Below are 16130 nucleotides of genomic sequence, written 5' to 3'. Positions count from 1 at the left end.
GGGCACGCCCCGTCGGATCGGCCCGGCGGGAAGATCCAGGTCGTGGCAGGGTGAGCCCATGGAGTACACCAACCTCGGCCGGACCGGCCTCTCGGTCAGCCGGCTCTGCCTCGGCACCATGAACTTCGGCCCGCAGACCAGCGAACCCGACAGCTACGCGATCATGGACCGGGCGCTGGAGCACGGGCTGAACTTCTTCGACACCGCCAACGTCTACGGCTGGCAGACCGGCGAGGGCGTCACCGAGCAGATCATCGGCCGGTGGTTCGCCCAGGGCGGCGGCCGGCGGGACAAGGTCGTCCTCGCCACCAAGGTGTACGGCAAGATGAGCGACTGGCCAAACGACCAGGGTCTCTCCGCCCGGCACATCGTCCGGGCCTGCGAGGACTCGCTGCGCCGGCTCCAGACCGACACCATCGACCTGTACCAGATGCACCACATCTCCCGGAGCACCCCGTGGGAGGAGATCTGGCAGGCGATGGAGACCCTGGTCGCCCAGGGCAAGGTGCTCTATGTCGGCTCGTCCAACTTCGCCGGCTGGCACCTGGCGGTCGCGCAGGAGGCCGCCGGGCGGCGCAACTTCCTCGGCCTCGTCTCCGAGCAGTGCATCTACAACCTGATGACCCGGCACGTCGAACTGGAGGTGGTCCCGGCCGCGCAGCACCTCGGCATGGGCATCATCCCCTGGTCACCGCTGCACGGCGGACTGCTCGCCGGGGTGCTGCGCAAGATGACCGAAGGCGGGGCGGTACGCGGGGCGGGCGGCCGGTCGGCCGACGCGCTGACCGAACACCGGGCCACCATCGAGGCGTACGAGCAGCTCTGCGCCGACCTCGGTCACGACCCGGCCGACGTGGCGCTGGGCTGGCTGCTCGCCCGGCCCGGGGTGACCGCGCCGATCATCGGCCCGCGTACCGTCGAGCAGCTCGACCGGTCCCTGGGCGCCCTCGCGGTACGCCTCGACGAGGCGACCGCCGATCGGCTGGACGAGCTGTTCCCGCCGGTCGGCAACGGTGGTCCGGGCCCGGAGGCGTGGGCCTGGTGACCGGAGGCCGGGGCCGATCCGTCCGGACTCCGCCCCGGCTCCACTCCGGACGCCCGGCCGGGCGCGGTGGCCGTCCGCACCGGACGAACGGCCGGTCGCGGTAGCCGGCTCAGAGGGGCCAGCTGCCGAGGGTCTCGTACCGCCGGTCCGTCCCGAGGTGGCTCCGGACCAGTGTCAGGTGGTTGGCCGGCCACCAGGGACCGAGGTAGCTGTCCAGGCTGATCCGGTCCGGCTCGACGTCGATCCGGTCGCCGGGGCGGGCGATCGTCAGGTGCGGACGGTAGGGACGGTCGTCGTACGGGAGGCCGGCGGCCCGCAGCCCCGCACGGAGCTGCCCGGCGAGCAGGTGCAGCCGTTCCACCTCTCCCAACACGTCCACCCAGAGCACGGTGGTGCGGCCCTGCCCGAACCGTCCGCCGCGACCGAGCCGGAGGCGCGGCGGCACGGGCCCCCGGCAGCGGCCCGCCGCCAGCCCTACCGTGTCCCGTACGGCGGGCAGCCGGTCGTCGGGCACGTCACCGAGGAAGGCGAGGGTGACGTGCGCGTTCGCCGGGTCGGCCAACCGGACGTTGGTGCCCGCCGCGGCGGCGGTACCGATCCGCAGCCGGCTGATCCGGGCGGCGAGGTCGGCCACCGCCTCCGGGGGCGGGTGGACGGCCAGGAAGAGCCGCACGACGGCCGGCCGCTCAGTGGTGTCGTTGCCGGTGTTCGGCGACGGCCGCCGGCAGCGGTAGCCCGGCGGCGTGCAGCTCGCCCTCGACCCGGACCCGTTCGATCTCGCGGTCGACGCCTTCCAGGTCGGCCAGGTGTTCCGGGATGCCGAGGCACCGGCAGGCCGACCGGAGCCGGTCGTCGTACGCCTTGATCAGCAGCAGCGGCCAGACGATGGGGCGGCCACCGCGTCCGATCCGGTACTCGCGGAGCCGCCACAGGTCGGCGGCGATCTCCTCCAACGGACGGCGGTCGTCCCGGTCGAACTCGGTGAGGTCGACGTGGCGGGCGATCGAGTCGGCGTCGACGGCCCGGTCGAGCCGGACGATCACCCGACGTCGCCGGTGGCGCTCCCGCCATCCGGCGAGCACCGGGCCGGGCCGGCCCCGATCAAAGCCGCCCCGGAACCAGCCCCGCTTTCCCCTGCGGCGGAACCGGGCGACGACGACCGAAAGACACGACACGGCAAGAATCACCGGTGCCAGCAGCAGCGCCCACCCGACCTCCACGTATCGACGCTAATCCCCGGCGGTCCACCGTGCCAGCGAAATGCCGGTATCCGGATTGCGGTGTTCGGGCGGTGCAGGCCCGGACCGGGGACCTTCTTCTCAGCCCTCGGGGGAGACCACGTAGAAACGGGGCATCGGCAGGATCCGCAGCCTGATCCGGGCACCGGAGCGGCGAAGCTGCCAGGTCAGGGCGAGCAGGGCGACGGTGAGCGAGATCAGGCCGCCGATCCAGATGCTCGCGCCGGCGCCGAAGGTCTCCGCCACCCAGCCGATCAGCGGCGCGCCGATCGGGTTGGTGCCGAGGAAGACCAGCACCCAGAGCGCCATCACCCGGCCCCGGAAGGCGGCGTCGGTGCCGAGCTGCACCCGCTGGTTGGACGCCTGGGCGAAGAACACCATGAAGAACCCGGCCAGCGGCAGCAGCGCCACGACCAGCCAGTACGCCGGGGCGAGCCCGACCAGGGTACCGAAGACCGAGCAGGCGACCGCCGCGCCGAGCACCACCCAGACCGAGGGGCGGCTGCGCCGGCCGCTGCCGGCCAGTGCTCCGGCCAGCGAGCCGACCGCCAGCGCGGTGCTGAACAGCCCGAACGAGGCGGCTCCGGTGTTGAAGACGGTCTTGGCGAGCGCGGCCAGGGTGAGCTGGAAGTTGAACAGGCTCATCCCGATCACCGACATCAGCGCCATCGGGAGCAGCAGGTCGGGGCGGCGCGCGACGTACCGGAGCCCGTCCACCACCTTGGCCGAGGCCCGGTCCTCCTTGGCCGGCAGTGGTTCCCGGTGCAGGTCGGCCGGGTTCATCCGGGCCACGTTCGCCAGCGGGGCGAGCGAGCTGAGCGCGCTGACCAGGAAGACCGGCCCGACGTCGAAGGCGGCGATGGCGAGGCCGGCGACGGCCGGGCCGACGATCCGGGCGCTGTTGAAGGTGGCCGCCGAGAGGGCGAGCGCGTTCGGCAGCAGGGGCGTACCGACCAGCTCGGAGACGAACGACTGCCGGACCGGGGTCTCCACGGCGTTGGCGACGCCGAGCAGGCCGGCGAAGACGAAGACGTGCCAGAGCTGCACCAGGTCGGTGAGGACCAGCACGCTCATGCCGATCGCCAGCACGCTCCAGAAGGCGTTGGCGACGAAGAGGAGCAGCCGCTTGTCGTACCGGTCGGCGAGCCGGCCGGAGAGGAGGGTGAGCAGCAGCACCGGGGTGAACTGGCAGGCGACCACGATGCCGAGCGCGGTGGCGGAGTTGTCGGAGAGCTCGAGCACGAGCCAGTCCTGGGCGATGAACATCATCCAGACGCCGATCAGTTTGATCAGCTGTCCGGTCGCGAAGAGCCGGTAGTTACGGATCTGTAGGGACTGGAACGTCGTGCTCAGCTTCGCCCGCACTCTCGGTGCGCCTCCTCCGTCGTACGCGTCATCCACGGATGACGGTGCGAACGCCGGCGGCGGTCAGGCGCGGGCGAGCTGCTGAAGGATCTCGGCGGCCCGCCGGAGCGTGTCGCGTTCCTCTTCGGTGAGGCCGGCCAGCCTGGTGGCCAGCCACTCGTCCCGGGCCCGCTCGAACTGGTCGAGCACGGCCCGGCCCCCGTCGGTGGGTGCCAGGATGACCTGCCGGCCGTCGGTCGGGTGGGGGGTGCGGCCCACCAGGCCGCGCTCCTCCAACTTCGCGACGATCTTGGTCATCGTCGGCGGCTGCACCCGTTCGACGTCGGCGAGTTCCCGGGGGGTCAGCGCGCCCGCCAGCCGGAGGCTGATCAGGGCGGAGAGCTGGGTCCCCGTCAGGTCGCCCACCGGGCGGGTCTGTCGGACCCGCCGGTTGAGCCGGGTGAGCGCATCTCGCAACTGTTGGGCCAGTTGCGTCGGCGGCACGCGCTTCGTCGTCACCGTCCGCTCCGTCACGTTGGTTAGCCTAGCTAATAAGCCAGGCTAACGACATCCGATATGAGCATCCTCACCGGGAGGAATGTCCGGCCCGGCCCGGGGTACCAGCTGCGGCACCCCGGGCCGGACCGTCGATCTCAGAGCACCGACTCGATCGGCCCCCGCAGGAAGTACAGCACGAAGAGGGCGGCCACCCCGTACAGCAGGGGGTGCACCTCACGGGCCTTGCCCTTGGCCAGCTTCATCAGCACGTACGTGATCAGGCCGGCACCGATGCCGTTGGAGATCGAGTACGTGAAGGGCATCAGCACGATGGTGAGGAACGCCGGGATCCCGATCTCGTAGTCGGTCCAGTCGATGGTCCGCACCGCGGTCATCATCAGGAACCCGACCACCACCAGCGCGGTCGACGCGGCCTCGAACGGCACGATCACCACCAGCGGCGCCAGGAACATCGCCAGCAGGAACAGCGCCCCGGTGACCAGGTTCGCCGCGCCGGTCCGGGCGCCCTCCGCGACACCGGCGGCACTCTCGATGTACGAGGTGTTGCTCGACGTGCTCGCCGCACCACCGGCCGCCGCCGCGATCGAGTCGACCAGCAGGATCTCCTTGGCCCGGGGCGGGGTGCCCTGCTCGTCGAGCATGCCGCCCTCCTGGCCGACCGCGACCATCGTCCCCATGGTGTCGAAGAAGTCCGTGATCAGCAGGGTGAAGATGAACATCAGCACGACCAGCCAGCCGGCGCGGCCCCACGAGTCGAGCACGTTGAAGTTGCCGAGCAGGGAGAGGTCCGGCACGTCCACCACCGTCTTCGGCAGCTCCGGCACGTTCAACGCCCAGCCCTTCGGGTTGGGCTGACCGTTGACGAACGACGGGCCTACGTTGGCGACCGCCTCCACGACGATCGCCAGCACCGTCGAGGCCAGGATGCCGATCAGGATCGCGCCCCGGACCTTGCGGATCACCAGCACCAGGGTCAGCAGCAACCCGAGGACGAAGACCAGCATCGGCCAGCTCACCAGCTTCCCGCCGATGCCCAGCCCGACCGGGACGGTGCTGTTCGCCGCGTCCGGCACCCGCCGGACGAACCCGGCGTCGACCAGACCGATGATGGTCAGGAAGAGGCCGATACCGACGCCGATCGCCGTCTTCATCTGGGTGGGCACCGATCGGAACACCGCGGTACGCAGGCCGGTGAGGACCAGCACCGCGATGATCACACCCTCGATCACCACCAGCCCCATCGCGTCCGCCCAGGTCATCTGCGGGGCGATCTCGTACGCGACCAGCGCGTTCACCCCGAGACCGGCGGCCAGCGCCAGCGGGAAGCGGCCCACCACGCCCATCAGGATGGTCATCAGGCCGGCGACCAGCGCGGTGGCCGCCGCCAGGGCGGGGATCGCCAGCCGCTTGTTGTCCCCGTCGACGGCCCCGCCGATGATCAGCGGGTTGAGCACCACGATGTAGGCCATCGTGAAGAAGGTCGCCAGACCGCCACGTACCTCACGGCCCACCGTCGAGCCCCGGGCGGAGATCTCGAAGAAACGGTCGAAACCGTTACGGGGTGGGGCGGGTTCGGGCGGTGTGCCGGTGCCGGGCGGCGCTGTGTCCATCGGATCCTCGCTACTGATCTTCCGTTTGTCGGGCGCATCGTCGCAGATCACAGTTACTGGGGAAAGTCGATCGCGATACGCTTCCCAACGTGCCCAGACAGCAGCCGCCGCGGCCCGAGCCGCTCGATCCACCGATGGTGCCCTTCGCCGTCGCCGGGATCGTGATCTGGGCGGTCGTCGGGCTGGTGCTGCTGCTCTTCTTCCGTGACTGGCTCACCACGACCGGCCGTCAGGACTGGCTCTGGACCTGCCTGGCCGGCTTCCTGTGGGGCTTTCCCGGTCTGGCGGTGATGATGCGGCACGACGCGAACCGCCGCCGACGCCGCGCCGGCCGCTGACGCCACCACCGGTACCGCCGTCGGGCGGCCCGCCACCGGGTGGCCGCCACCGCCACCGGGCTGGCCGGCTCAGGACCGGCCGGCAGCGGGGCTGAGCGGCTCAGGACTGGGCGGATGCCTCCGGCGACTCGACCGACCCGGCCGAGTCCGACGACCCGGGCGACTCCACCGCGTCGGGCGACTCCACCGCGTCGGCTGCCCGGTCGACCGGCAACTCTTCGACCGCGCTGTCGTCGTAGACCGTGGGCAGCTCGTCGATCGGGGTCTCGGGGGTCTCGGTCAGCGCCTCCGAGTGCGCCCCGCAGCCGTGGTCGGCGCTCACCACCCGGCCGTCGTCCGGGGCGTAGAAGTTGCCGCAGGCCCCGAAGGACTGCCGCAGCGCACCGGCCAGCGGGAGGTAGAAGCCGCAGGTGCCGCAGCGGGCGGCGGCCGGAGCGGCGGTCGAGATGGGGGCACCCGGCCCGTGGTCGCCGTCGTACCACCGCTGGGCGGTGTCCATCCGGCCCTCGCGGGAGAAGACCCGGGGACGACCCAGCCCCAACTCCCAGGCGGTCTCCTCCACCGCCGGGTCGTCGGAGAGGAGGTACCCCGGGGCGAGCCGCTCGTCGTCCGCCGGGGTGGGCAGCAGGTCGCCGGGGCCGAGGTCACCCGGCTGGAGGCGTTCCTGCCAGGGCAGCCAGCCCGGTGCCAGCAGGGCGTCCGGACCGGGCAGCAGGACCGTCTCGCAGATCGTGACGTTGCGGCTGCGCGGGATGCGGGTGACGGTCACCGCCCAGCGCCAGCCCCGGTAACCCGGCAGCAGGCAGGCGAAGTAGTGGGTGACCAGCCGGTCCCCCTCGGCAACGGCCTGAAGATGATCACCGATGGCGGAGGACTCCACCTCGGTGATGCCGGCGCGGGCCACCTCGACGGCGGCGGCGCAGACCTGGTCGAGACGGGCGGCACGGGCGGAGGCGGGCCTGGTCACCGGTCCATTGTTCCCCATCGGTACGGGCGACCGACAGGGGCTCCCCGGCGGACCGCAATCCCAGCCAGATGCGGCGACGGGCGGGCCGATGGGCGAGGATGGAGCACATGTCGTCGTCCTCCCGCTCCGGCCGGTCCGTCCTGGGGACGACCGTCGGCACGGGCGTCCGCGCCACCCGACGGATGTTCCGGGGGTCGGTCAACGGCGGCCGGTGGCTGGGTCGACGGATCGGACGGGCCCGGACCCGCAGCGCCGGCGGCGAGGCCGGCATGGTCCGCCTGTTCGACCTGCACGCCGTCTCCTGCGCCGGCGACACCCTGATCGCGATCGGGCTGGCCGGGACGATCTTCTTCAACGTCCCGCTCGGCGAGGCGCGCAGCAAGGTGGCGCTCTACCTGCTGGTCACGATGGTGCCGTTCGCGATGCTGGCCCCGGTGGTCGGGCCGCTGCTGGACCACTTCCGGCACGGCCGGCGGTACGCGCTGGCCGCCACCATGCTCGGTCGCGCCTTCCTGGCCTGGCTGATCTCCGACTACATCCACGGTTTCGGCCTCTACCCGGCCGCGTTCGGGGTGCTCGCCCTGTCCCGCGCGTACGGGGTGGCACGCTCCGCCGCCGTGCCGAGGCTGCTGCCGGCGGGGCTCGGCCTGTCCCAGGTCGGCGCGCGGGCCAGCGTCTACGGCACGGTGGCCGGCGCGCTGCTCGCCCCGATCGGGCTGGCCGCGTTCTGGTTCGGCCCGCAGTGGCCGCTCCGGGTCGCGTCGATGATCTTCCTGGTCGGCATGGTGATCGCCCTACGGCTGCCACCCCGGGCCGATTCGGAGCCGCCGGAGCGGGTGCCGCGTCCGCTGCGCCGGGCGTTCGGCCGGGACGGCGAACGTCCGCTGGGCCGGGGCCGACCGGCCGGCCGGCTGGTGCTGGCCACCCTGCTCGGTGCGGCCACGCTCCGCGCGATCTACGGGTTCCTGCTGCTCTTCCTCGCCTTCGCGATCAAGGCCGGTGACCTCACCACCGATCTTTTCGGCCGGGAGCTGGGCCACGAGGCGGCGCTCGGCCTGGTCGGCGGGGCGCTGGCGGTGGGCACCTTCCTGGCCACCGCGGTGGGCACCCGGCTGCGCATCCACCATCCGGCGCTGATCCAGTCCAGCGGCATGGTCATCGTGGCCGGGGTGGCGGTACTCGCCACCGTCCGGTTCTCGCTCCTGATGGTGGCGGCGTTGTGCCTGGTCGCCGCGCTGATCAGCGGCATCGCCAAGCTCGCCGTGGACGCCTCGATCCAGGAGCGCATCCCGGAGCGGCTCCGGGCCAGTTCCTTCGCCCATTCCGAGACGGTGCTGATGCTCGCCTTCGTGGCCGGCGGCGGGCTCGGTCTCGTCCCGTTCGACGGCCGGGTCGGCATCGGGGTGGCCGCCGGGGTGGGCGTGCTCGCCGCCGTCCGGGGCATGCTGGTCACCCGCCGGCTGCGGGGGGAACGGCTGGCCGGCCGGCCGCTCGGCGACGACGGTCCCACCACCGACCCGCCCCCGCCGGGGGCAGATCCCCACTCGGACCGGGACTCGGCCGGGGGCCCGCCGACCGGCCAGGGCCCGGCCGGAACGCCGCCGCAGCCGACCGACGGCGCACCGCCTGACCCGGCCCCGGCCGACGACGGACCGTTCGCACCGGTCCCTGCCGGCTCCACCGCCCACGCCGGGACACCCGGCACCACCGGGCCCGCCCAGGCCCCGGCACCAGGGGCCTCCCGGCCGGCCCACACCCCGGGCGCGTCCGCCATGGGTACGGCTGCACCGACGTCGACCCCGGCACCGCCCGTTCCCTCCGCGGCCACGGACGACCGGCTGGCCCCACCGGGGTACCACATCTACCGGCCATCCTCGGCGCTCGACCAGCACGACGAGGGGACCCGGCCGGAGGCCCGGGGACCGCTCACGTGACCGGACTGCTGGTGGTGACCGCGGTAGCGGCCGAGGCGGAGGCGGTACGGGTCGGCCTGACCGGGGTGGACGCCACGGTCGTGCCGGTCGGGGTGGGTCCAGCGGTCGCAGCTGCCGCCACCGCCCGGCTGCTGGCGCTCGCCGAGGCCGCCGGCCGGCCGTACGCCGGGGTGGTCAGCGCCGGGGTGGCCGGCGGCTTCGCGCACCGGGTACCGGTCGGCGGGACGGTGCTGGCCACCCGCAGCGTCGCGGCCGACCTGGGGGCGGAGTCACCGGAAGGATTCATCCCGGTCGACGAGCTGGGCATGACCCCCGAACAGCTCGGGGTCGCCAGCGCCGTCGAGGCGGATCCGGCGCTGCTCGCCGCCCTGCGGGCGGCGCTGCCCGACGCGGTCGTCGGCGCGGTGCTGACGGTCAGCACGGTGACCGGTACCGCCACCAGCACCCGGGCGCTCGCCGCCCGGCACCCGGACGCGGTGGCCGAGGCGATGGAGGGGTACGGCGTGGCGGTGGCCGCCGCCCAGGCCGGGCTGCCCTTCGTCGAGCTGCGGACCGTCTCCAACCCGATCGGTCCCCGGGACCGGGGTTCGTGGCGGCTGCGGGAGGCCCTCACCGCGCTCGGCCCGGCGGCGACGGCCCTGGCGCGGGTACCGACCGGCTGACGGCCGGCTGGTCAGGGGCGGGTGGACGGGTCCCGGTGCCGACGGACCATGCCGGCCGCCAGGGGTGCCCCGTCCAGGTCACCGGCGGCGAGCCGGGCCCGTACGGTGCGCCGGACGATCCGGTCCGCCAGTGCCGGGGCGTGCCGGGCCAGGGCCAGCTCGACCCGTCCCCGGCCGGTGGTGGCGACGTCCCGGGGGGCCCGTGGGGCGGTGGCGGCGTACAGGATGGCCCGGATCACGCCGGTCACCGGCTCCAGCCGGGACACCCCGGACAGCGAGAGGCCCGCCTCGGCGGTGCTGTCGTGGATCGGCGAGGCGACCATGCTCGGGTAGACCACGCTCACCCCGACGTGGCTGCCGACCTCGTGGCGCAGCGCGTCGGCGTACGCGACCAGGGCCCGTTTGCTGACCCCGTACGCGGCGGCCAGCGGCAACGGCAGCAGCGCCATCCGGCTGGCCACGAAGACCACCCGTCCCCGGGCGGCCTCCAGCGCGGGGAGCGCGGCGGCGGTGACCCGCCACGCCCCGAGCAGGTTCACCTCCAACTGCTGGCGGACCGTCTCGTCCGGTGGCAGTTCCGCCGGGGCGGGACCGCCCACCCCGGCGTTGTTGACCAGCAGGTCCAGCCCGCCCAGCCGGTCGACGGCGGCGGTGACCGCCGGCCCGACCGTGTCCGGGTCGGTCAGGTCGGCCCCGAGCACCGGCACCCCGTCGGGGCCGGTGCCGGGCTGCCGGTCCACGCCGACCACCCGGGCCCCGGCGGCGACCAGGTCGGCGCAGAGCTGCCTGCCGAAGGTGCCGGCCGCCCCGGTGACCAGGACCCGCCGGCCGGCCAGCCGGTCGACCCGGACCCGGTTCACCGGGACGCCGCCGCGGACGGACCCGCCCCGGGGACGTCACCGCCGGCCTCCGGACCCGCCCCGGGGACGGCACCGTCGGACCGCGCGCCCGTTCCGCGCACGGCAGCGCCGGACCCGGCCGGGGGTGGGTCCGGCCAGCGGACGCCCCGGCCCCGGTCCGCGCGCCGGGTGCCGACGGTCAGTTCCCGGGCCAGTTGCGCCAGGTACGCGTCGAAGTCCACCCGCATCGCCGGGCGACGCCGTCCCCAGCGGGCGGTGGCGGCGCGCAGTTCCGCCCGGCAGTCGGCCCGCTGCCGGTCCGTCCCGGGCAGCGCGTACCGGCCGGACAGGTACCCGGCGACCAGCCGGGCCTGCGCCTCGACCAGCGGCAGGGCCGCCCCGGTGGACTGCATGTGCCCGACGAACAGCAGCCCCGGCTGGTCGAGGTGGAACACGTGTCGGTACAGCGGCAGGTCCTCCGGTTCGGCCCCGAGCACCGCCGGCTCCAGGAACGGCATGGCGACCCGGTATCCGGTGCACCAGACAATCAGGTCGATCTCGTCGGCCCGGCCGTCGGCGAACCGCACCCGGGCACCGTCGAAGGAGTCGATGCCGGGGCGCGGCTCGATCGCGCCGTGGGTCAACCCGGAGAACAGCCCGTCGGAGAGCGTCGGGTGGTCCTCCAGGAAGCCGTGCTCCGGCGCGGGCAGCCCGTACCGGGTGGGTGGGCCGACCGCCACCGCGAGCATGCGCTGGCTGATCCGCTGCCGTAGCCGCCACGGCAGCCGCCGGGCCAGCGCGCCGTTGAGGGTGTCCGACGGGCGGCCCAGCAGGTACTTCGGCACCACCCAGATGCCCCGCCGCAGGGACAGCAGGGTACGGGTGGCGACCCGGCCGGCGTCCACCGCGATGTCCATCGCCGAGTTGCCGCCGCCGACGACCAGCACCCGCCGGTCGGCGAGCTGCTCCGGTCCCCGGTAGTCGTGGCTGTGCAGCTGGTCGGCGGTGCACTCGCCGGGGTAGCCGGGTTCGGGCCAGCGGGGTTCCCGGTTGTGCCCGTTGGCGACCACCACCGCGTCGACGTCCAACCGGGTGGGGCCGTCCGGTCCGGTGACGTGCACCCGCCACCGGCCCGTCGGTTCCCGGGTGACCTCTCGTACGGTGTGCCGCAGCCGGATCGTGTCGGTCAGGCCGAAGCGGGTGGCGTACTCCCGCAGGTAGCCGGCGATCCGGGTGTGGTCGGGGTAGTCCGGCCAGTCCGCCGGCATCGGCAGGTCGGCGAACTGGGTACGCCCCCGGCTGGTGTTCAGGTGCAGGGTGCGGTACGCCGGGGAGTCCGTGGGGCCGTACACCCACAGGCCGCCGACGGTCCCGGCCGACTCGAAGCAGACGGCGGGGACGCCGCGGTCGGCGAGGGCCTTGAGGGCGGCCAGGCCGGCCGCGCCCGCTCCGATCACCGCCACCCGGGGTTTCGTGCCCACCGTCGCCTCCCGGCATCAATCCAACGATGGATGGATAATGGCCGGACGGATGACCTGCGTCAACCCGGCGGTGGTACGTCCCGGGTGCCGTACAGCGCGTCCAGCCAGCGGTGCACGAACGCCCGGAACTCGGCCCGCCGCCCGGCGAGCTGGTCCGGTGCCACGTCCGCCAGGGCCACCACGTGCCCGTGTACCGCCCACACCAGACTGCGCACCACGACGTGCGCCGCCGGCTCGGTCAGCCGCCCGGCGGCGCTCGCCGTGTCGAGCAGCTCCTCGGCCAGCCGGTACAGCGGCACGGCGTACCGCTGGTCGAACCCGCCGTGCCGGCCCGGTTCCAACCAGCGCCGCAGCCACAGCCGGGTGGTCTCCGGGCGGTCCTCCAGGAAGTCGACGAAGACGTCCGCCAGGTGGTGCAGTCCGGCGAGCGCCTCGGCCGCCGAGCCGCCGGCCGCCTCCCGGGCCCGGCGCGCGGCCCGCTCCAGCACCTCCCGCTCGGCGTCGTACACCCGGGCGAAGCAGGCGTCGTAGAGCTGAGCCTTCGTCCCGGTGTGGTGGGCCACGGTGGCCACGTCCACGTCGGCCGCCGCCGCCACCTCGCGCAGCCCCACCCCGTCGAAGCCCCGCTCGGCGAAGAGCCGGGTCGCCACCGCCAGCACCAGCTCGCGGGTCTGCCGTTGGTCGTCCCGCCGGGGGCGTCCCGGCCTGCGACGGGGCATGGTCATGCCGGCCATTCTGCCCCTACAATCCAGCCACCGTTGGATTGGGTACGGCAGCGAGGAGACGGCGATGACCGGCCTACGGCAGCAGCCCGCCGCACCCGCCGCCCCGGCCACCGGGCTGCCCCGCGCCCCGCTGGTCGGGTACGCCACCGGCTCCGTCGGCATGGGGATCTGGGTCACCGTACCGGGCCTGCTGCTGCTCTACTTCCTCACCGACGTGCTCGCCGTACCGCCCTGGCTGGCCGGGTTGGCCCTGCTGGTCCCCAAGGTCGCCGACGTGCTGCTGCACCCCTGGATCGGGCACCGCAGCGACCTCGGGTACGCCCGCCACGGCGACCGGCGGCGGCTGCTGCTCGTCGGCTGTGCCCTGCCGGTCGCCTTCGCCGTCCTGTTCGCCGTCCCCGGCGGCCTCACCGGCGCCCCGGCCGCCGCCTGGGTGGCCGTCGCCTTCGTCGCCGGCAACCTGCTCTTCGCCGCGTACCAGGTGCCCTACCTGGCCACCCCCGCCGACCTGGCCACCGGCTACCACGAGCGGACCCGGCTGATGGCCTTCCGGATGGTGGTGCTGACCCTCGGCATCCTGCTGTCCGGCCTGGCCGCGCCGCTGCTCACCGGCGGTGACACCCCCACCCGGGACGGGTACCTCCGGATGGGTCTGCTGCTCGGCGTCGGCATGCTGGTCACCATGCTGGTCGGGGTGGCCGGCATCGGCCGGCTGCGCCGCAGCACCGCCACCGTCCCGCCCACCGGCGGACACGGCTGGCCGGCCCTGCTGGCCGCCCTGCGCGACCGGCAGTTCCGCTGGCTGGTCGCCGCCTACCTGGCCATGTCCACCACCAGCCACCTGGTGCTGGCCGCCGTGCCCTACTACGCCGAGTACGAGCTGGGCCGGCCGGAGCTGACCACCGTGCTGGTCGCCGCGTTCGTCGCGCCCGCCCTGCTGGTCACCCCGCTGTGGCTGGTGGTGGCCCGCCGGGTCGGCAAGCAGCCGGCGCTGCTCGCCGCGCAGGCCGCCTTCGCCGCCGGCTCGCTGGTCCTCGCCCTGGGCCGGCCGGCCGGGCTGCCGGTGCTGCTCGCCGCGGTCACCGTGCTCGGTGTCTCCTTCGCCGGCATGCAGCTGCTGCCGTTCTCGATGCTGCCCGACGTGATCCGGGCCGGTGGCGGCCCGGCCGGTACGTACACCGGGGTGTGGACGGCCACCGAGGCCACCGGGGCCGCCCTCGGCCCGTACGCCTACGCGCTCTGCCTGGCCGCCGGCGGCTTCGTCGCCTCGGCCACCGGCACCACCGTCGACCAGCCCGACTCCGCGCTGACCGCGATCCGGTACGGCTTCGGGCTGCTCCCGGCGGCCTGCATGATCGCCGCCCTGCTGCTCCAGCGCCGCTACCGGCTCGACACCACCGCCCGCGCCACCGGCTGAGCCCTCCGCCCACCCGGGGGTTACCGTGGGGGCCGTGGCGCTCTCCCTGGCGATCAGCCCCTGCCCGAACGACACCTTCGTCTTCCACGCGCTGGTGCACGGCCTGGTGCCCGGCGCGCCGCCGGTCGAGGTCACCTACGCCGACGTGGACGTCACCAACACCGCCGCCGAACAGGGTGCGTTCGACCTGGTCAAGGTGAGCTACGGGGCGCTGCCCTGGCTGCTGGACGACTACTACCTGCTGCCCTGCGGCGGGGCGCTGGGCCGGGGCTGCGGCCCGCTGCTGCTCACCCGGGGCGAGCCGACCGACCCCGGGGACACCGGACACCGGGACGAAACGACCGGCACCGGGGCCACCGGACGCCGGGCGGACCGGGCCGACCTGACCGGCGCGACGGTCGCCGTCCCCGGTGACCGGACCACCGCGTACCTGCTGTTCCGGCTCTGGTCGGCGGACCGGCCGCCGGCCCGGATCGAGGTGGTCCCGTTCCACGAGATCATGCCGGGGGTGGCCGCCGGCCGGTACGACGCCGGGCTGGTGATCCACGAGGCCCGGTTCACGTACCACCGGCACGGGCTGACCGCCCTGGTCGACCTGGGCGAGTGGTGGGAGGCCGACACCGGCCTGCCGATCCCGCTGGGCGCGATCCTGGCCCGCAAGGGCGTGGTGGACCCGACGGCCGCCGCCGGGTGGATCCGCGCCTCGGTGGAACGGGCGTGGGCCGACCCGGCGGCGAGCCGGGCGTACGTACTGACGCACGCCCAGGAGATGGAGCCCGACGTGGTGGACCGGCACATCGACCTCTACGTCAACGAGTTCACCGCCGACCTGGGTCGGGACGGGTTCGCCGCCGTGGACGCGCTGCTGCGCCGGGCCGCCGACGCCGGGCTGGTGCCTCAGACCTCCAGCTCGCGGGCCACCGCGTGGACGAGCTGAGCGATCTTCTGGGCGGTCTTGCGGTCCGGGAAGCGACCCCGTCGCAGGTCCGGCTGGACCTTCGCCTCCAGCACCTTGATCATGTCCTCGACCAGGCCGTGCAGCTCCTCCGCCGGCCGCCGGCGCAGCTCGGCCACGGACGGCGGGGCGTCGAGCACCTTGACCCCCATCGCCTGCGCGCCCCGGCGGCTGTCCACCACGCTGAAGTCGACGCGCTGCCCACCCTTCAGATCGGTGACCCCTGTCGGCAGCGCGCCCTTGGGCAGGAACACGTCGCCACCTTCGTCACTGGTGACGAACCCGTATCCCTTGGCCGCGTCATACCACTTCACTCGACCCGTCGGCACCTGAGAACCCCTGCTTCGTTGAGACGTCTACTCCCATCAGGCTAGCCGGATCCACCGCCCGATCGCCGCCGGGAATCCAGTGAGATCATCGAGGATCACGTCCGCTCCGGCCGCGCGCAGCTCCTCGGCCGAACACGGGCCGGTCGCCACCGCGATCCCGGGGATGCCGGCGGTCCGGGCGGCCACCACGTCGGCGGTGTGGTCCCCCACGTAGTGGGTCGCGCCGTGCTCGGTCAGCGCGGTCGCCTTCCCCTCGGCGAACAGGTCACCGGCCACCTCGTCCACGGTCAGCCCCAGGTGGTCCAGGTGCAGCCGGGCCAGCCGTCCCAGCTTCGCGGTGACCACCAGCACCCGCCCGCCGTGGGCCCGTACCGCGTCGAGGGCGGCCCGCGCGCCGGGCATCGGCACGCTGGGCGTGATCGCGTACGCCGGGTACAGCGCCCGGTAGACCTCGACCGCCGACTCGACCTCCTCCGGCGGGAACCAGTAGGACAGTTCGGTGCGCAGCGGCGGGCCGAGCCGGGACACCGCCAGGTCCGCGTCGACGTGCACGCCGGTCTCGGCGGTCAGGGCCCGGAAGGCGGCGGCGATCCCGGGACGGGAGTCGACCAGGGTCATGTCGAGGTCGAAACCGACCGTCAGCGAGGGCATGGTGGCGAACCTACCGCCACCGCACGGGTCGGGCCGAACGTCCGAGGGGCGCGACCACCCACCGGGCGGCTAGCGT

At 74.0% G+C, this 16130-nt stretch carries 17 protein-coding genes; 6 read left to right on the top strand and 11 right to left on the bottom strand.

Annotated features, from left to right (window positions below; translation table 11 throughout):
* The first annotated feature begins 58 nt into the window (after nucleotides 1-58).
* Entirely contained in the window at nucleotides 59-1045 is a 987-nt protein-coding gene (locus PVK37_RS08720; protein ID WP_275033289.1) for an aldo/keto reductase, read from the top strand.
* A 109-nt stretch (nucleotides 1046-1154) separates the two neighbouring features.
* Here the strand turns inward: PVK37_RS08720 and thpR are convergent, their stop codons facing one another.
* From thpR to PVK37_RS08695, 5 genes are all read right to left on the bottom strand, one after another.
* Nucleotides 1155-1718, bottom strand: a complete 564-nt coding sequence (thpR, locus tag PVK37_RS08715; protein ID WP_275033288.1) for an RNA 2',3'-cyclic phosphodiesterase — start codon at nucleotides 1716-1718, stop codon at nucleotides 1155-1157.
* 13 nt (nucleotides 1719-1731) lie between these two features.
* Entirely contained in the window at nucleotides 1732-2265 is a 534-nt protein-coding gene (locus PVK37_RS08710) for a hypothetical protein (protein WP_275033287.1), read from the bottom strand.
* Nucleotides 2266-2364: 99 nt separating this feature from the next.
* On the bottom strand, nucleotides 2365-3648 hold the full coding sequence (locus PVK37_RS08705; RefSeq protein WP_275033286.1) for an MFS transporter: 1284 nt from the start codon (nucleotides 3646-3648) through the stop codon (nucleotides 2365-2367).
* 63 nt (nucleotides 3649-3711) lie between these two features.
* Complete coding sequence (locus PVK37_RS08700) at nucleotides 3712-4161, bottom strand: MarR family winged helix-turn-helix transcriptional regulator (protein ID WP_275033285.1); 450 nt, start codon at nucleotides 4159-4161, stop codon at nucleotides 3712-3714.
* A gap of 119 nt (nucleotides 4162-4280) precedes the next feature.
* Nucleotides 4281-5756 carry an NCS2 family permease gene (locus tag PVK37_RS08695; RefSeq protein WP_275033284.1) on the bottom strand — a complete coding sequence of 492 codons (1476 nt, stop codon included), beginning with the start codon at nucleotides 5754-5756 and terminating at the stop codon, nucleotides 4281-4283.
* 89 nt (nucleotides 5757-5845) lie between these two features.
* Here PVK37_RS08695 and PVK37_RS08690 point away from each other — a divergent pair, with 89 nt between their 5' ends.
* Nucleotides 5846-6094 (top strand): DUF2530 domain-containing protein, encoded by a 249-nt coding sequence (locus PVK37_RS08690; RefSeq protein ID WP_275033282.1) that lies wholly within the window; start codon nucleotides 5846-5848, stop codon nucleotides 6092-6094.
* A gap of 100 nt (nucleotides 6095-6194) precedes the next feature.
* Here PVK37_RS08690 and PVK37_RS08685 read toward each other — a convergent pair whose 3' ends face one another.
* Nucleotides 6195-7079 carry a DUF3027 domain-containing protein gene (locus PVK37_RS08685; RefSeq protein WP_275033281.1) on the bottom strand — a complete coding sequence of 295 codons (885 nt, stop codon included), beginning with the start codon at nucleotides 7077-7079 and terminating at the stop codon, nucleotides 6195-6197.
* An 89-nt stretch (nucleotides 7080-7168) separates the two neighbouring features.
* On the opposite strand from PVK37_RS08685, the gene PVK37_RS08680 reads away from it, so the two are divergent.
* The gene (locus tag PVK37_RS08680; RefSeq protein ID WP_275033280.1) at nucleotides 7169-8995 is read left to right on the top strand and encodes an MFS transporter; all 1827 of its coding nucleotides are present in this window, start codon (nucleotides 7169-7171) and stop codon (nucleotides 8993-8995) included.
* A complete protein-coding gene (locus tag PVK37_RS08675; protein WP_275033279.1) occupies nucleotides 8992-9657 on the top strand; it encodes a futalosine hydrolase in 666 nt (221 codons plus the stop codon). Before PVK37_RS08680 ends, PVK37_RS08675 begins: the two co-directional genes overlap by 4 nt.
* An 11-nt stretch (nucleotides 9658-9668) precedes the next feature.
* Here the strand turns inward: PVK37_RS08675 and PVK37_RS08670 are convergent, their stop codons facing one another.
* From PVK37_RS08670 to PVK37_RS08660, 3 genes are read right to left on the bottom strand one after another with little or no spacing between them, the layout of a single operon-like run.
* On the bottom strand, nucleotides 9669-10517 hold the full coding sequence (locus tag PVK37_RS08670) for an SDR family NAD(P)-dependent oxidoreductase (RefSeq protein ID WP_275033278.1): 849 nt from the start codon (nucleotides 10515-10517) through the stop codon (nucleotides 9669-9671).
* Complete coding sequence (locus tag PVK37_RS08665; protein ID WP_275033277.1) at nucleotides 10514-11977, bottom strand: flavin-containing monooxygenase; 1464 nt, start codon at nucleotides 11975-11977, stop codon at nucleotides 10514-10516. The genes PVK37_RS08670 and PVK37_RS08665 overlap by 4 nt, the downstream gene beginning before the upstream one ends.
* Nucleotides 11978-12036: 59 nt before the next feature.
* The gene (locus PVK37_RS08660) at nucleotides 12037-12702 is read right to left on the bottom strand and encodes a TetR/AcrR family transcriptional regulator (RefSeq protein ID WP_275033276.1); all 666 of its coding nucleotides are present in this window, start codon (nucleotides 12700-12702) and stop codon (nucleotides 12037-12039) included.
* 64 nt (nucleotides 12703-12766) lie between these two features.
* Here PVK37_RS08660 and PVK37_RS08655 point away from each other — a divergent pair, with 64 nt between their 5' ends.
* Nucleotides 12767-14119, top strand: coding sequence for an MFS transporter (locus PVK37_RS08655; RefSeq protein WP_275033275.1), 1353 nt, complete (start codon nucleotides 12767-12769; stop codon nucleotides 14117-14119).
* 34 nt (nucleotides 14120-14153) lie between these two features.
* Entirely contained in the window at nucleotides 14154-15056 is a 903-nt protein-coding gene (locus PVK37_RS08650) for a 1,4-dihydroxy-6-naphtoate synthase (RefSeq protein WP_275033274.1), read from the top strand.
* Here PVK37_RS08650 and PVK37_RS08645 read toward each other — a convergent pair.
* Together PVK37_RS08645 and PVK37_RS08640 are read right to left on the bottom strand one after the other, a co-directional pair.
* Nucleotides 15017-15403: a cold-shock protein gene (locus tag PVK37_RS08645; RefSeq protein ID WP_275033273.1), complete on the bottom strand. Its 387-nt coding sequence runs from the start codon at nucleotides 15401-15403 to the stop codon at nucleotides 15017-15019. The two genes, PVK37_RS08650 and PVK37_RS08645, sit on opposite strands and share 40 nt — an antisense overlap.
* 36 nt (nucleotides 15404-15439) lie before the next feature.
* Entirely contained in the window at nucleotides 15440-16054 is a 615-nt protein-coding gene (locus PVK37_RS08640; protein ID WP_275033272.1) for an HAD family hydrolase, read from the bottom strand.
* Between the last annotated feature and the right edge of the window lie 76 nt (nucleotides 16055-16130).

Origin of the sequence: Micromonospora cathayae, from assembly GCF_028993575.1 — a bacterium.
Taxonomy (GTDB): Bacteria; Actinomycetota; Actinomycetes; order Mycobacteriales; family Micromonosporaceae; genus Micromonospora; species Micromonospora cathayae.
The sequence above is the reverse complement of the archived record's forward strand: the minus strand, read 5'-3'. Positions and strand labels throughout refer to the sequence as shown.

Coding starts and splice junctions, on each gene's coding strand:
- PVK37_RS08720 (WP_275033289.1), top strand. CDS start 59: ATGGAGTACACCAACCTCGGCCGGACCGGCCTCTCGGTCAGCCGGCTC.
- PVK37_RS08680 (WP_275033280.1), top strand. CDS start 7,169: ATGTCGTCGTCCTCCCGCTCCGGCCGGTCCGTCCTGGGGACGACCGTC.
- PVK37_RS08685 (WP_275033281.1), bottom strand. CDS start 7,079: ATGGGGAACAATGGACCGGTGACCAGGCCCGCCTCCGCCCGTGCCGCC.
- PVK37_RS08655 (WP_275033275.1), top strand. CDS start 12,767: ATGACCGGCCTACGGCAGCAGCCCGCCGCACCCGCCGCCCCGGCCACC.
- PVK37_RS08660 (WP_275033276.1), bottom strand. CDS start 12,702: ATGACCATGCCCCGTCGCAGGCCGGGACGCCCCCGGCGGGACGACCAA.
- PVK37_RS08640 (WP_275033272.1), bottom strand. CDS start 16,054: ATGCCCTCGCTGACGGTCGGTTTCGACCTCGACATGACCCTGGTCGAC.
- PVK37_RS08695 (WP_275033284.1), bottom strand. CDS start 5,756: ATGGACACAGCGCCGCCCGGCACCGGCACACCGCCCGAACCCGCCCCA.